The 15,162-nt window shown below is 54.0% G+C and carries 11 protein-coding genes and 2 pseudogenes; 10 read left to right on the top strand and 3 right to left on the bottom strand.

Features of this window, described 5'->3' with window-relative positions:
* Positions 1 to 36 precede the first annotated feature (36 nt).
* The 3 genes from EKN38_RS11365 to EKN38_RS11355 all read left to right on the top strand — a co-directional run bounded on the left by EKN38_RS11365 (position 37) and on the right by EKN38_RS11355 (position 3,781).
* Positions 37 to 3,093, top strand: coding sequence for an FAD-binding and (Fe-S)-binding domain-containing protein (locus tag EKN38_RS11365; RefSeq protein ID WP_014831574.1), 3,057 nt, complete (start codon positions 37 to 39; stop codon positions 3,091 to 3,093).
* Positions 3,090 to 3,500 carry a 1,4-dihydroxy-2-naphthoyl-CoA hydrolase gene (gene menI / locus EKN38_RS11360; RefSeq protein ID WP_014831575.1) on the top strand — a complete coding sequence of 137 codons (411 nt, stop codon included), beginning with the start codon at positions 3,090 to 3,092 and terminating at the stop codon, positions 3,498 to 3,500. The genes EKN38_RS11365 and menI overlap by 4 nt, the downstream gene beginning before the upstream one ends.
* 86 nt (positions 3,501 to 3,586) lie before the next feature.
* Positions 3,587 to 3,781 (top strand): YdiH family protein, encoded by a 195-nt coding sequence (locus EKN38_RS11355; protein WP_003857766.1) that lies wholly within the window; start codon positions 3,587 to 3,589, stop codon positions 3,779 to 3,781.
* Positions 3,782 to 3,825: 44 nt separating this feature from the next.
* Here EKN38_RS11355 and EKN38_RS11350 read toward each other — a convergent pair whose 3' ends face one another.
* Both EKN38_RS11350 and EKN38_RS11345 read right to left on the bottom strand, forming a co-directional pair.
* Positions 3,826 to 4,455, bottom strand: coding sequence for a helix-turn-helix domain-containing protein (locus EKN38_RS11350; protein ID WP_014831576.1), 630 nt, complete (start codon positions 4,453 to 4,455; stop codon positions 3,826 to 3,828).
* Between the two features lie 66 nt (positions 4,456 to 4,521).
* Positions 4,522 to 5,181 carry a helix-turn-helix domain-containing protein gene (locus EKN38_RS11345; protein ID WP_043951611.1) on the bottom strand — a complete coding sequence of 220 codons (660 nt, stop codon included), beginning with the start codon at positions 5,179 to 5,181 and terminating at the stop codon, positions 4,522 to 4,524.
* A 353-nt stretch (positions 5,182 to 5,534) separates the two neighbouring features.
* Here EKN38_RS11345 and EKN38_RS11340 point away from each other — a divergent pair, with 353 nt between their 5' ends.
* The 7 genes and pseudogenes from EKN38_RS11340 (at position 5,535) to fliB (ending at position 12,865) form a co-directional block, all read left to right on the top strand.
* Positions 5,535 to 6,068 carry a fimbrial protein gene (locus EKN38_RS11340; protein WP_373371726.1) on the top strand — a complete coding sequence of 178 codons (534 nt, stop codon included), beginning with the start codon at positions 5,535 to 5,537 and terminating at the stop codon, positions 6,066 to 6,068.
* A 58-nt stretch (positions 6,069 to 6,126) separates the two neighbouring features.
* Entirely contained in the window at positions 6,127 to 6,804 is a 678-nt protein-coding gene (locus tag EKN38_RS11335) for a molecular chaperone (RefSeq protein ID WP_014831579.1), read from the top strand.
* A 44-nt stretch (positions 6,805 to 6,848) separates the two neighbouring features.
* The gene (locus tag EKN38_RS11330) at positions 6,849 to 9,389 is read left to right on the top strand and encodes a fimbria/pilus outer membrane usher protein (RefSeq protein ID WP_126522077.1); all 2,541 of its coding nucleotides are present in this window, start codon (positions 6,849 to 6,851) and stop codon (positions 9,387 to 9,389) included.
* Position 9,390: 1 nt separating this feature from the next.
* A complete protein-coding gene (locus EKN38_RS11325) occupies positions 9,391 to 10,338 on the top strand; it encodes a fimbrial protein (RefSeq protein WP_014831581.1) in 948 nt (315 codons plus the stop codon).
* A 35-nt stretch (positions 10,339 to 10,373) separates the two neighbouring features.
* Positions 10,374 to 10,862, top strand: a complete 489-nt coding sequence (locus EKN38_RS11320) for a fimbrial protein (RefSeq protein WP_014831582.1) — start codon at positions 10,374 to 10,376, stop codon at positions 10,860 to 10,862.
* A gap of 51 nt (positions 10,863 to 10,913) precedes the next feature.
* On the top strand, positions 10,914 to 11,558 hold the full coding sequence (locus EKN38_RS11315; RefSeq protein ID WP_014831583.1) for a helix-turn-helix transcriptional regulator: 645 nt from the start codon (positions 10,914 to 10,916) through the stop codon (positions 11,556 to 11,558).
* A gap of 88 nt (positions 11,559 to 11,646) precedes the next feature.
* Positions 11,647 to 12,865: pseudogene (gene fliB / locus EKN38_RS11310) on the top strand (flagellin lysine-N-methylase).
* Between the two features lie 47 nt (positions 12,866 to 12,912).
* Here fliB and fdhF read toward each other — a convergent pair.
* Positions 12,913 to 15,063: pseudogene (gene fdhF, locus EKN38_RS11305) on the bottom strand (formate dehydrogenase subunit alpha).
* Between the last annotated feature and the right edge of the window lie 99 nt (positions 15,064 to 15,162).

Below are 15,162 nucleotides of genomic sequence, written 5' to 3'. Positions count from 1 at the left end.
AACGGTTTCATCCCACTCTAATTAGGGTCGACAGTCATGATCCCACAGATTTCTCAAGCACCTGGCGTCGTTCAGCTGGTGCTTAATTTTTTGCAGGCACTGGAGCAACAGGGTTTTACAGGTGATACCGCCACGAACTATGCCGACAGGCTGACGATGGCGACCGATAACAGTATTTACCAGCTTCTTCCCGATGCAGTCGTCTTTCCGCGCTCAACGGCCGATGTGGCGCTTATCGCCCGGCTGGCGACCCAGGAACGTTTTAGCGCACTGGTGTTCACCCCGCGTGGCGGTGGCACCGGGACAAATGGCCAGGCGCTGAACCAGGGCGTCATCATTGATATGTCGCGCTATATGAACCGCATCATCGAGATCAATCCTGAAGAGGGATGGGTGCGTGTCGAAGCGGGCGTCATCAAAGATCAGCTCAACCAGTATCTCAAACCTTACGGCTACTTCTTCGCGCCGGAGCTTTCCACCAGCAACCGGGCGACCATCGGCGGGATGATCAACACCGATGCCTCCGGGCAGGGCTCGCTGGTCTACGGAAAAACCTCCGATCACGTTCTGGGCGTACGCGCGGTGCTGCTGGGCGGCGATATCCTGGATACCCAGCCCATGCCGGTCGAGCTGGCGGAAACGCTGGGTAAAGAGAATACCGCAAGCGGGCGCATCTATCGCACCGTGCTGGAACGCTGTCGCGATAACCGCCAGCTGATCCTCGACAAATTCCCCAAACTGAACCGTTTCCTGACCGGTTACGACCTGCGGCATGTCTTTAACGACGAACTGACACAGTTTGATTTGACCCGCGTGCTGACCGGCTCCGAAGGGACGCTGGCGTTTATTACCGAGGCGCGGCTGGATATCACCCGGTTGCCGAAGGTTCGCCGCCTGGTGAACGTCAAATATGACTCCTTTGATTCCGCGCTGCGTAATGCCCCGTTTATGGTTGAGGCGCAGGCGCTGTCGGTGGAGACCGTCGACTCGAAGGTGCTTAATCTGGCGCGGGAAGATATCGTCTGGCACTCCGTACGGGAGCTGATTACCGATGTGCCAGATAAAGAGATGCTCGGGCTTAACATCGTTGAATTTGCCGGAGACGATGCAGAGCTTATCGACAGCCAGGTGACCACGCTCTGTCAGCGGCTGGACGAACTGATTGCTCAGGGCGAAGGTGGCGTCATTGGCTGGCAGCTCTGTAACGATCTGGCCGGCATTGAGCGTATCTACGCGATGCGTAAAAAAGCGGTGGGACTGCTCGGCAATGCCAAAGGTGCCGCTAAGCCGATTCCGTTTGCCGAAGATACCTGTGTCCCCCCTGAGCATCTGGCGGATTATATTGTTGAATTCCGTGCCCTGCTGGACAGTCATGGCCTGAGCTATGGCATGTTCGGCCATGTTGATGCCGGGGTGCTGCACGTGCGTCCGGCGCTGGACATGTGCGACCCGCAGCAGGAGATCCTGATGAAACAGATCTCCGATGAGGTGGTGGCGTTAACCGCGAAATATGGCGGCCTGCTGTGGGGTGAACACGGAAAAGGGTTCCGCGCCGAGTACAGTCCGGCGTTCTTCGGTGAACAGCTCTTCGGCGAGCTGCGCAAGGTCAAAGCGGCGTTTGACCCCAATAACCGTCTCAATCCGGGGAAAATTTGCCCCCCCGAAGGGATTGATGCGCCGATGCTGCAGGTGGATGCCGTCAAGCGCGGCACCTACGACAGACAAATCCCGATTGCCGTGCGCGCGTCCTGGCGCGGGGCGCTGGAGTGTAACGGCAATGGCCTGTGCTTTAACTTCGACGTGAAAAGCCCGATGTGCCCGTCGATGAAAATTACCAGCAACCGCATCCATTCGCCAAAAGGGCGGGCGACGCTGGTGCGGGAATGGCTGCGTCTGCTGGCCGACCGCGGGGTGGATCCCCTCAAGCTGGAGCAGGAGTTGCCGGAAAAACGGGCCAGCCTGCGCTCCCTGATTGAGCGCACCCGCAACAGCTGGCATGCGAATAAGGGCGAGTATGATTTCTCCCATGAGGTGAAAGAGGCGATGTCCGGCTGCCTGGCCTGTAAAGCCTGTTCGACCCAGTGCCCGATTAAGATCGACGTGCCGGAGTTCCGTTCACGCTTCCTGCAGCTCTACCACACGCGCTATCTGCGCCCGATGCGCGACCATCTGGTGGCAACGGTGGAGAGCTATGCGCCGCTGATGGCGCGGGCGCCGAAGACCTTCAACTTCTTTATTAATCAGCCGCTGGTACGCAAGCTTTCCGAAAAACATATCGGGATGGTGGATCTGCCGCTGCTTTCGGTACCGTCGCTGCAGCGCCAGCTGGTGGGGCACCGCTCGGCAAACATGACCCTGGAGCAGCTTGAGGCGCTAAGCCCTGAGCAAAAAGCGAAGGTGGTGCTGGTGGTGCAGGATCCCTTTACCAGCTACTACGACGCGCAGGTGGTGGCCGATTTCGTCCGCCTGGCGGAAAAGCTGGGATACCAGCCGGTAGTCCTGCCGTTCTCACCTAACGGTAAGGCGCAACACATTAAAGGCTTCCTCAACCGCTTCGCGAAAACGGCGCAAAAAACGTCTGATTTCCTCAACCGGGTCGCCGGGCTGGGGATGCCGATGGTGGGTGTCGATCCGGCACTGGTGCTCTGCTATCGCGATGAATACACGCAGACGCTGGGCGATAAACGCGGTGATTTCCACGTAATGCTGGTACATGAGTGGCTGCCGGCCGCCCTGGAGCAGACCACCGCCATGGAGGTCAGCGGTGAGTCGTGGTATCTGTTTGGCCACTGTACCGAGGTCACCGCGCTGCCAGGGGCACCTGCGCAATGGGCCTCTATCTTTGCCCGTTTCGGCGCGAAGCTTGAGAGCGTCAGCGTTGGCTGCTGCGGCATGGCGGGCACCTACGGGCATGAAGTCAAGAATCACGCCAACTCGCTCGGTATCTACGAGCTGTCGTGGCATCAGGCGATGCAGCGTTTGCCAAGAAACCGCTGCCTGGCAACGGGCTACTCCTGTCGAAGCCAGGTGAAACGGGTAGAGGGTAACGGCGTACGCCACCCATTACAGGCTTTACTGGAGATTATCGGATGATCTGGAAACGTGCCGTCACGCTACAGGCGTTAAACGCCATGGGCGAGGGGAATATGGTCGGGTTGCTGGATATCCGGTTCATCCGTATCGGCGAGAACGACCTGGAGGCCACCATGCCTGTCGATCATCGCACGCATCAGCCGTTTGGCCTGCTGCATGGCGGTGCGTCCGTGGTGCTGGCCGAAACGCTGGGCTCGGTGGCGGGCTATCTGTGTACCGAAGGGGAGCAAAAGGTGGTCGGTCTGGAGGTGAACGCCAACCATATTCGCTCGGTGCGTAGCGGACGCGTGCGCGGTATTTGCCGCGCGCTGCATGCCGGTAGCCGTCATCAGGTGTGGCAGATTGATATTCTTGATGAGCAGGATCGGCTGTGCTGCTCGTCGCGGCTGACGACAGCGGTGGTGTAAATTTTGCCGGTGTTTTTGCATTTGGTCAAAATCTCGCCAGGGTGTTGTGATATACTGGTCAGGATTTGTACATAAGCGAGGACATCATGGATACTGAAATAACCCCAACGCAACTGGCAATTGAATACTTACGTCGCGATAAGAGCAACCTGTCTCCGGCGCAGTACCTGAAAAAGCTGAAACAGCTTGAACTGGAGTTCACAGATTTGCTGGCGCTCTCTTCGAATGAACTGAAAGAAGAGATCTATTTTGCCTGGCGCTTGGGCGTTCACGTCCATTGAGAGAATAAAAAGGCCGCGAGTGCGGCCTTTTTTGTGTCTGCAATTCAGTATCGGGCGGGAAGTTTGTTGATTTTAATAAGCCTGCCGTCGTCCATTTCGATAAACCCGCCGGTTTTTAAATCCGCCAGGATACGCATCACGCCGCTACGGGAAAGCTGGGTTTTGTCGCGAATGTAGCGTTCAGCGGTGATCCCCCGGCGATAGGATTCATCTTCATTCATTAACAGCATCAACTGCTGGCGGATCATCTCATAAGCCGTCGGCGCCCCCTTCGGCATGACGGTGTTATAGAGCCGGTTGTACATGAACATCAGATGGTTTGATAGCAGCCCCCACAACGCCTTCTCCTGGATAATGACGTTGAGCTGCTCTGTGGGCAGCGTACCGATCCTGCAGGGCGTCACCGTTTTCAGGTAGTCGTCAAAAAAGATGTCACTGATATTGGCCACGCCAAATAACGCCGGGCTTTTCGCCGTCGACAGCATCAGATTGTCGCTGCGTCGGTAAATGGCAACGGTCCCTTCCAGAATCAAATAACTCATTCCCCGGCCATTAACCACCAGATCCAGCTGCTCCCCGCGACCCGTGTTGCGAAGCGTAGAGTAGGGCTGTAAGTGCGTAATCAGCGCTTGCGCATAAGGAGAACCACGATGGGGTTTTTCTGTGGTGGACATAACCTGAACCTGAAAGAATCGTCTTTCTGATTATAGTCTTACTCGGCACCACCGACAGCACCAGGGTCAGTATTTCCGCGGCAAATGATGGACATCAAGCAGCACGCCGCGCTCCATCGTAATGTACTTTCCGGTGCGCAGTTCCGCCAGTATTCGCATAATTCCGCTGCGCGACAGCCAGGTGCGGCTTTGTATATACCCTGCCGCCGTCATGTTCAGCCGTATAGCTTCAGGCTCCTGCATCAGCTCAACCAGCTGAAAGCGAATAATGTCATAGGCTGACATCTGTGAGATCCGCGAGCAATGCTCGTAGACCCGGGAGGCGGTATAGATCAGCAGGTGCGCAAAGGGCTCCCATAAATTGTGTTGCGCAACCAGGCGATTAAACCGTTCCAGCGAAATACCCGCGATCTCGGAGGTTTCCAGCGCTCTGACGTACAGGTGCTCTGAGGAGAACTGGCTGCTCACGCCAAGAACAAACGGCGAGGATTCTGAATTTAATACAATGCCATCTCCCCGACGGTGCAACGCCACGCTGCCCTGCAACAACAAAAAACACTGACGAATATCGTTATTGTAATAATGGATCACTTCCCCTCGCGACAGTATGCGTCTTTCTGCAAAGGGGAGAAGGTTATCGATTAATTTCTCGATGTGCTTATAGGGTTTAGCCGTAAGCACGGTGGCTTTTTCATTATCGAGACTGGGAGCCATTCGGGTGTTCATTAGATACCTCACTCACGGACGCGATCATTATTTGATCGATATAAAGAATTATCTTAAAAAACAGCGGGTCGTGGAATATTTAACACGGGTCTAAAAATAGACCGCAGTAAATGACGAGCCTAATTATATGAATTGTAAGGGCGTAAATTACGGGTCTAAAAGTAGACCGAAAACATAATTGCTTAAGAAATTTTAAAACTGAAATGTATTTATTTTGTTAAAGAGAAGTCTACAGCTAGACCTCAAAATAGATTGTGTGTCGAAAAAGAGTTGTATAAATTTCGTTCATCGGCTGATGAGGCCTGAATTATGTAATCTGGATTTCAGTAATAAATAAAGTGATACAGGATTTAATGATGAACAATAAAATGATGATAACACTGCTGGCAGTCAGTTCTGCCCTGACAGCAACACACGCCTTCGCCGCTGCGGGTACCGTTAATTTTAACGGTAATATTCTGGATTCCGCCTGTGACGTTGATGTGGCTTCACAGAATCAGGTGGTGGTGTTGGGCGATTATTATAAGACCGAATTCCCGACCACCGGGGCCAGAACCGCAGCCACGCAATTTAATATCGTGTTGAAAAATTGCCCGGTGACGGTCACCAACGCGAAGGTTCGCTTTGATGGTACGCCGGATGCCACGAATTCCAGCCTGCTGGCGATTGATTCGTCTGCGGCGGGCGCGGCGACCGGTGTGGCGATTAACCTGATGAGTGCGGATAAGGCCGATCTGCCGCTCCATGGCAGCAACAGCTATAGCTATGCGCTGAGCAGCACCATGGATAATACGCTGAGTTTCTATGCGCAGTATATTTCCACCGCAGCGGCGGTCACCGCTGGTCCGGCGAATTCTGTCGCGAATTTCTCCGTGGTCTACAACTAATATTTTTGGCAGCAATCAGTAAGGGGCCAACCCGGCCCCGTTGTGGTATGAGGTTTTCATGCGTTTTATCAAAACAAAAGGACTGGCCCTGGCGCTGTCAGCACTGACGCTGACCACAGCTCACGCCGGGGTCATTATTGGCGGCACCCGAATCATTTTCGATGGGGCTAAAAAAGAAGCGTCAATCAGCATAACTAATCCGGACAGTGCGCCTTATTTAATTCAGTCATGGATAGATATGCAGGAAGGGAACTCAGGTAAAGCGCCTTTTATTATTACACCGCCATTATATCGGCTGGATGGAGGACAAAAAAATATTGAGCGGATCGTGATGACTGGTGCACTGCCTCAGGAGCAGGAGAGTTTATTTTGGCTGAATATCAAAGCGATCCCTTCGGCATCAAAGCAGACGAACGCCCTGCAAATAGCAGTGAAAACGCGCATCAAACTGATCTACCGGCCAGAAGGTTTGCGGGCGTCTACGCCAGAAGAACAGGCTAATAAATTAACCTGGCAACGAGCCGGGAATGAAATTCAGGTCAACAACCCCACGCAATATGTCGTCAATTTTAATGAAATTACGCTGGGGGGGAAAAAACTGGACGATGTGACCTACGTGTTACCCGGCGCCTCAGCCCGGTTTGTATTACCCAACGAGGCAAGGGGAAATTCACTCACGTTTAAAATTATTAACGACTATGGCAGTCCCGGCGTATTACATCAAGCCAGTTTGTGATCCTTTCGCAAACGGCAACGCCTGCATTAACCCGGTAATTCGCAATGACGGTAAATAACACGATGAAACCCGCACGCCTGGCGATGTTTATCGCCTTAGCGTTTGGCGGATCCTCAACCTCGCTCTACGCCAGTGTTGCCTTTAACACCGAATTAATTGAGCTGGATAATCCAGGCATGGATAAAGCCGATTTGTCGGCCTTTGAATCAGGCTCGCAGGCACCGGGGATCTACCATGTCGATATTATTGTCGACGACGCGTTTCTGGAGACGGGGGATATTCAGTTTACCGCGAGCAAAGCCGACAACGGCGATGCGTCATTGCAACCTTGTCTGAGTCTTGCACAATTAAAACGCTGGGGCGTGAAAACGGCACTATTTCCAGCGCTTGATGCAGAGAAGAGTGAATGCGTCAATCTTCAGGCTATTCCACAGGCTAGTGCGGATTTTCAGTTTGCTGCCCAGCGTCTGGTGTTGAGTATTCCGCAGGCCGCCATCGATCTGCCGGCAAGAGGCTATGTGCCGCCGGAGATGTGGGATGAAGGGATCACGGCAGCCATGCTCAATTACAGCCTGAGTGGGGCAAACAGCCGGGCGAGAGCGGGTGAGGGGGTCAGTAGCAACACCCAGTATGCGAACCTGCGTCCAGGGGTCAATATCGGGCCGTGGCGTTTACGCAACTACACCACCTGGTCGCGGGATGCTGCCGGGAAAGATCAATGGGACATGGTCTACAGCTACCTGCAACGTGCCGTGATACCCCTGAAAGCGCAGCTTACACTCGGGGACAGCTCCGCCCCGGCGGATGTCTTTGACAGCGTGCCTTTTCGCGGGGTTCAGCTGGCGTCGGACGATGACATGCTGCCGGACTCCCTGAAAGGCTATGCTCCTGTGGTGCGAGGGATCGCGCGCACCAATGCGCAGGTCGTGATTCGCCAGAATGGCTATCAGATCTACCAAAGCTATGTGGCACCGGGCGCATTTGAAATTACCGATATGTATCCCACCGGTGGTGCGGGCGATTTAGACGTGACCATCAAAGAGGCGGATGGCAGCGAGCAGCATTTCACGCTGCCGTATGCCTCGGTACCCGTGTTGCAGCGTGAAGGGCGACTGAAATATGCCCTCACCGGCGGACAGTATCGCGCCTATAACAGCAGCGTGGAGAAAACCCCGTTCGGGCAGGTCAGCGGTATTTATGGGCTGCGGAATGGCATTACGCTATATGGCGGGGTGCAGGGTTCCGGCAAGTACCAGTCGTTCGCTGTCGGCACAGGTAAAAACATGGGGGATTTCGGGGCGCTCTCCGCCGATGTCACCCAGGCCTGGTCAACACTGGCCCATACCGCGAAAACGCAGGGGCAATCCTTGCGCGCACGCTACAGCAAGAACGTGCTGAATACCGGCACTAACTTTTCGATTGCAGGATACCGTTATTCAACACGCGGCTATTACGGGCTCCAGGACGTGCTGGACTCGTACGGAGACAGCAGTGCGCTTCAGAACAGACGACGTAACCGCGTGGAGCTGACGATGAGCCAGACGCTGGGTGATGAGCGGGGTGCGCTGACGCTCAGCGCCGCACGGGAAGATTACTGGAACACCGACAAATCAATGGCGTCATGGAGTGTCGGCTACAACAACGACTGGAACAACATCAGTTATGGTGTGACCTGGACATACAGCAAAAATGGCGGCCCGACCTCATCCGGCAGTGGAAGTACAAAGACCTATGACCACGACCAGTTGCTGGCGTTTACCGTCAGCGTGCCGCTGGATAAATTCCTGCCGCAGACGTGGGCCAACTATGGCCTGAATACCAGTAAGAACAATGGCACGACGCACAGTATCGGCATGAACGGGGTGGCTCTCGACAATAGCGCGCTGAACTGGAATATCCAGCAAGGTTACGGCACGGATGGCGTGGGGTATACCGGCACGCTGAACGGTGACTACAAAGGCACGTATGGCGAGGTCACGGCGGGATATGGCTACGACAAAAATAGCGAACGCCTTAATTATGGTGTGCAGGGGGGGATCCTCGCCCATGCTGACGGCATAACGCTGTCTCAGCCGCTGGGAGAAACCAATGCGTTAATCAAAGCCCCTGGCGCTCATGGTGTGAATATTCGTAACCAGTCCGGCGTACGGACGGATTACCGGGGATATACGGTGGTGAATAACCTCTCCGTATACCGCAAAAACGATCTCGCTCTCGATCCTGAAAATTTGCCTGATGATGTGGAGCTGGAGATCAACACGCGCACGGTCACACCTACACGTGGTGCGGTGGTGAAAGCCGATTATCTGTCCAAAGTCGGACGTCGGGTGCTGATGACGTTGACGACTCATGACCAGTTCGTGCCGTTTGGCGCGGTTGTTACCCTGGCGGATGATGACAAGAGCAGCTTTATCGTGGGCGATCGCGGCCAGGTCTATTTAACCGGCCTGCGTGACCAGGGCACGGTCCTGGCAACATGGGGACATCAACCTCACCAGCAGTGTCGGGCAGATTTTAGCCTGCCGGAAGGATCGCAATACGGCGGAATCACGGACATCAGCGTCTCGTGTCGCCAGGAGAATTAAGATGAAACGGATCAACATGTTATTACTGCTGTGCTGTCTTTGCGGATGGCATATCGCCCGGGCGGGAACCTGCACCACCATTACACCGCAGCTTTCGACATTATCGGTGGGGACAATCAATGTTCAGCGCGATGCGCCTGTCGGCACGGTGATTTTTTCTGGTGCGGGAACGTACACGGGATCCTATCTCAGCGGATGTACTAATCCGTTAATGCTGGGTTTTAGCATGCGATATAACAGTGCCACGCTGAGCAGCTACGGAAACCACGTTTACAACACTAATGTCAGCGGCGTAGGCATTCGATTCTCATCGAATGCCTACTTTGAAAACCCGAGCAATACGTTCTCGTATAATGCGCAAACCTCATACGTGGACTGGTATGGTGGCCGGGTCGAACTGGTCGTCACCGGCCCGGTGTCTTCCGGTGCCTTAACGCCTGGTGCAATAGGTGTGGTCACGCTTCAGGGCAGCGACGGTATCTACCGCGACGGGCTGACCACGCAACTTACCGGCGGAACAATCAATGCGCTGGCATGCACGATCGCCACGCCACAGTTGACCTTCCCAATGGGGGATATTTCGGCCGCGGCATTTGGCAGCGTGGTGGGGACCACGCCAGCGGTTGCGCAGAATACGCAAAACCTGGGATTAAACTGCAGTGCCGGCACCAATATTACGGTTTCCCTGAGCGGAATACAGAATCCGGACAGTGCCAACACCAGCGTCATGGCATTAACCGGGCAGGGAAATAGCGGCACGGCAAAAGGCGTTGGCGTGCAATTTCTCTATAATGGCACGCCACTGGTCTTGAACAGTCGTCTTTTATTAAAACAGTCTGCAGGCGGGCAGGAGACGCTCCCGTTAACGGCACGCTATTACCAGACCTTAACGACCGTCGAATCCGGCTCGGCAAATGCCTCTGCCACGCTTAATTTGACCTACCAGTAACAGGTGACATGATGAAATTACCCTTAAGGAGAGGGATGCTCCTCCTTGCTATCAGCTGGAACGTCGTTGCGGCTGATAGCGTTAATCTGGGCGTGACGGGAAATATCATCGCCTCGCCCTGTGTATTTAATGGCGGGAGCGCAAACCTGGATATTAATCTTGGAAATATACAGGCGACTAATATGGCGACGCCGGGATCGACATCCGATCCGGTACCGTTTAATTTGCAATTTGCCCAGTGCCCGGCGGGGACCCGCAGCGTCACGGTCTCGTTTACCGGCACCCCCGATCCGGCGGCCGGTGCGGACTACTACCTGAACAGCGGCTCGGCGACAAACGTGGCGATAGCCATGCGTGAGGCCGCCACGGGTACGCTGAAGGGGACCGGGTCCAGCATAACGCAAAATATTGCGCCGGACAGAACGGCGACCATGGCCATGCAGGCTTGGGTAAAATCTGTAACCGGTGGCGCGACGCCGGGCAGTGTCAGTGCAGTTGTTGTGATGACCATGCAATACAATTAAAAATCCCGCGCGTTAATAACGTTTATTGACTGACCCACATCGGTATTTGCTATGTTGAATATTCTGATTCAAGAGACAGACCAATTTTTTCACCATGGGCTGCAGTGTTTCTTTGTGGAATTCTTTTTACGTAATTTTAAGCAGCAGATTCATTTCGAGGCGGAGCTTAGCCGTGATAACGTCAGTGCCGCCGATATTATCGTTCTCTCATTTTGTATGGGGGAGGCGCTGGTCTGTTTTCCCGAATTACAGGCGCGCCAGAAAGGGATTGTGATCGGATTGGTGGAAGATGAATATCATTTTCCTGCCTTACCCTCCTGTTTTAACGATATTATTTTTATTTCGCGTCGCGCTTCGCTTGATCGGATAAACCAGGTGCTGTTCATCGCCTGGTACCGTGCAGAGCTCGCGGGGAACAGCTGGAAGCAAAAAAGCTGCGCAGAGTGTCAGCATAAAATATTATCACCCCAGCAAAAACGCATTATGGCCAATTTTTATCGGGGATTATCGGTAGTGCAGATCGCGCATGCGCTGAAGATCAGCGATAAAACCGTTTTTACGCAAAAGTATGTGATGATGCAGAAGTTTAATCTGAGAACTGATTTTGAACTGATTGCCCTTATTCGCCGAATGGTGCAGAGGAACAGTTATCCAAACCGACTCGGTGACTATCTCGCATTCTCTTTGATACTCTAAATTACCTGAATTTGTGCGCCGTTATGCACCTTTAGCATAACGCACGCGTCATGGTACTTTTTATGCTTGATATCATGACGCCTTGGCTATGCAAATTCATAAAACCATCAAACCGATTTTCGTCTGTAAGTTTCAGTGTGTTGGGCCAGAGTGCTTAATGACATGCTGTGGCCGTAATTGGTCGATAACTATTGATAAGAAAACCCATCAGAAATATGTTCTGTCCTCACGCGCAGACATTGCATCCATCGCCAAAGAGAATCTTATCCTTCTGCGAAAGGGTAAAAATAACTATTCCAGAGTGAAGCTCAACGAAAAAGGGGACTGTCCTTTTGTCGATGAAAACAAGCTCTGCATGACACCGCGATTTAGGTGAAGAGGCGCTTTCGCATACCTGTAGCACCTACCCCAGGCGTTCAACCCGCTACCAGGATGAGACCCGGCATACGATGACGCTCTCCTGCCCGGAAGTGGTTCGACGTGTGTTGTTTGATCCGGATGCGATGCTGCTTCAGGAGCAGGATGAGTTAGTGGCGGGTTATAAAACCAACCTGATTGGGCAGCGCCAGTCTGCCTCGCAGACGCAGCAGGTGATCCATCTTTTTGCCTGGAATTTAATCCAGTCGCCATCGCGTAACATTGAAGAGAATTTGATGGCGCTGGCGCAATTTATTCTTTGCCTCCAGCACGTTAACTTTGATCTGCATAACCGATTTGCTGAAGTGGAAGATTTCTACGAGGCGTTACTCAATGAACTGCAAAGCGGAAAATCGCTGCTCAGTTCCGGTCATCTGGCGAAGTCAAACGCAATGAAATATCTGGCGTTATCCGTGATGGGAACGAACGCGGCAAACTTATCGGCCCAGGGCAGTTTTGCTCTTGAAGGGCATCAGCAAATTGCCTCGTATCTGGATGTGGCCGGTATCAGTGACGAGGCGGAACTGGAGGCGAAATTCGACGCGATTAATCAGCAGTGGCACAGATTGTGTGAGACTTCCTGTTTGTCTGAACCCTACGTATTACGTAATTATCTGTTGTACAAACTGTACAGCAGCTATTTCCCCGGCAAAAATATGGCCACCATCATGCGTCAGTTTTATCGTATCGTGCTGGACTTTTTCTATATCAAATGCGTCTTCAGCGTAAGATCGATGCAGGGTGAAATCGACCAGCAGGTAGTTATGAAAACTATTGCCAGCCTCTCCGAAAAGACCATGCACCGCAGTGACATGGATGCGCGCATGGACTTTGCGATTGATAAAATCAATGGCGGCGATGATTTATCCTGTCTGCTGTTGATTGGATAAACGCCCGGAATGTTGGCCGGGTAAGCGCAGCGCCACCCGGCTTTTTCTCAGACGTTCACCGCACTGATCAGCCGAGACTTCATGGACTGGTACGCCGATGCCGCAAAATCCTCAGCCCAGCACTGATCCTCAATGGCTTCCAGCTGTACCGCGCAGTACTTCGTTTCCGGCGTTTTGGAGATGGGATCGAGGTTATCCTGCGTCAGTTCGTTGCAGGCACCAATCCACCACTGATACGTCATATAAACGGCCCCGGCGTTGATGCGTTCGCTGAGGCTGGCGCGGGTGATCACTTTACCGCGACGCGAACGCACCCAGACCAGTTGCCCGTCTGTAATGCCGAGTTTGTCCGCATCCGCCGGGTTCATTTGTACCCGACCCGGCTCGTCGGCCAGGCTTTGCAGCGTGGCGCAGTTACCGGTCATGGAGCGGCAGGAGTAATGACCTACCTCGCGTACCGTGCACAGCACCAGAGGATAATCATCATCAGGTGTTTCCGCGGGCGCGCGCCAGGCGGCGGCAAACAGTTGACCCTTACCGGTGGGGGTGTCGAATTGGTTGTCTTTATAGAGGTACGGCGTGCCGGGGTGATCCAGCGTCGGACACGGCCACTGGACATGACCCATTTCACCCATTTTTTCATACGTTACACCGTAGAACAGCGGGCATAGCTCGCGCATCTCATCCCAGATCTGCTGGTTGGTGTCTTAGTGCATTGGATAGCCCATTTCCGTCGCCAGCAGGCTGATGATCTCCCAGTCGCGTTTCACGTTGCCGCTGGGCTCAATGGCTTTGCCAAAGCGCTGGAAGCCACGATCGGCACAGGTAAAGACGCCGCCGTGCTCACCCCAGGAGGTGGCGGGCAGCAGGACATCCGCCACTTCTGCCGTTTTGGTCATAAAGATGTCCTGAACCACCACAAAGTCGAGCGCTTCAAAGCCGCTGCGCACCAGACCGAGATCGGCCTCCGTCTGAAGCGGATCTTCCCCCATGATGTAATAAGCTTTGACCTTGCCTTCCAGGGCCAGATGCGGCACCTCGGTAATACGCGTGCCGACGCGATCGTCCATCGCCTTCACGTCAATTCCCCAGGCATCGGCAAACTTCTGCCTGACTGCCGGGTCCGTTACGTCCTGGTATCCCGGGAACATATTGGGCAGAACCCCCATGTCACAGGCACCCTGCACGTTATTCTGCCCGCGCACCGGCCCGACGCCGACGGCAGGGCGACCAAGGTTACCGGTCAACAGCGCCAGGCTGGAAAGCCCTTTTACCACATCCACGGCCTGACCAAACTGCGTGACGCCCATTCCCCACATCACGGTGGCGGAGGGGGCCGCGGCGAAAGTGCGCATCGCCTGGCGGACATCGCGGGCGGGAATGCCGGTCAGATGTTCAACTTTCTCTGGCGCGTACGCTTTCACCGTCTGCCGGTAGGCCTCAAGCCCTTCCGTGAAGCGCGCGACGTAGTTTTTGTCGTACAACTCCTCTTCCAGCAGCACATAGCCAAAGGCGTTGACCAGCGCCATATTGCTGCCGTTTTTCAGCTGCAGGTGTTGATCGGCAATGCGTGCGGTTTCAATCCGACGCGGATCGCAGACGATAATTTTCGCGCCATTCTCGCGGGCTTTCAGCACCCGGCGGGCGACGATAGGGTGAGAGTCAGCGCAGTTGTAACCGAAAACCAGCAGGCATTTTGAGTTTTCAATATCGTTAATGGAATTGCTCATCGCGCCGTTGCCCAGTGTTTCCTGTAAGCCAGCAACAGAAGGGCCGTGACAGACGCGCGCGCAGCAGTCCACGTTGTTGGTATGGAGCACCGCGCGGGCAAATTTTTGCATCACATAGTTGGTTTCATTGCCTGTACCCCGGGATGAGCCGGTGGTCATGATCGACCGTGGGCCGAACTGCGCTTTAATGCTCTTAAGCTTGTTGGCGGTATAACGAATGGCCTCGTCCCAGGTGACAGGGGTGAAGGGTTCGCCTTTGTGATACCGGATCATCGGCTGCGTCAGGCGAGGGGTGAGCAAGCGAGTGTCGTTGAGGAAGTCCCAACCGTAAAACCCTTTCAGACATAAGGTGCCCTGATTGGTCACGCCGTCTGCGGCTTCGGCACGGATGATACGGTTATTTTCAACAACGAGGTTTAATTTGCAGCCTGCACCACAGTAAGGGCAGACGCTGGCGATTTTTTTCATCAATAACAGACCTGTTAAGAAATGAAGCAAGATGACCGGATAGCCCGATCCCGTAAAGAGGGATAAGCAGGAAGCGTGCCATCTTTAGGAGGCGTGTAT

Source organism: Enterobacter sp. WCHEn045836, from assembly GCF_003965585.1.
GTDB lineage: Bacteria > Pseudomonadota > Gammaproteobacteria > Enterobacterales > Enterobacteriaceae > Enterobacter > Enterobacter dissolvens.
The sequence above is the reverse complement of the archived record's forward strand: the minus strand, read 5'-3'. Positions and strand labels throughout refer to the sequence as shown.

Coding starts and splice junctions, on each gene's coding strand:
- EKN38_RS11325 (WP_014831581.1), top strand. CDS start 9,391: ATGAAACGGATCAACATGTTATTACTGCTGTGCTGTCTTTGCGGATGG.
- EKN38_RS11345 (WP_043951611.1), bottom strand. CDS start 5,181: ATGAACACCCGAATGGCTCCCAGTCTCGATAATGAAAAAGCCACCGTG.
- EKN38_RS11350 (WP_014831576.1), bottom strand. CDS start 4,455: ATGTCCACCACAGAAAAACCCCATCGTGGTTCTCCTTATGCGCAAGCG.
- EKN38_RS11315 (WP_014831583.1), top strand. CDS start 10,914: ATGTTGAATATTCTGATTCAAGAGACAGACCAATTTTTTCACCATGGG.
- EKN38_RS11355 (WP_003857766.1), top strand. CDS start 3,587: ATGGATACTGAAATAACCCCAACGCAACTGGCAATTGAATACTTACGT.
- EKN38_RS11335 (WP_014831579.1), top strand. CDS start 6,127: ATGCGTTTTATCAAAACAAAAGGACTGGCCCTGGCGCTGTCAGCACTG.
- EKN38_RS11365 (WP_014831574.1), top strand. CDS start 37: ATGATCCCACAGATTTCTCAAGCACCTGGCGTCGTTCAGCTGGTGCTT.
- EKN38_RS11340 (WP_373371726.1), top strand. CDS start 5,535: ATGATGAACAATAAAATGATGATAACACTGCTGGCAGTCAGTTCTGCC.
- EKN38_RS11320 (WP_014831582.1), top strand. CDS start 10,374: ATGCTCCTCCTTGCTATCAGCTGGAACGTCGTTGCGGCTGATAGCGTT.
- EKN38_RS11330 (WP_126522077.1), top strand. CDS start 6,849: ATGACGGTAAATAACACGATGAAACCCGCACGCCTGGCGATGTTTATC.
- menI (WP_014831575.1), top strand. CDS start 3,090: ATGATCTGGAAACGTGCCGTCACGCTACAGGCGTTAAACGCCATGGGC.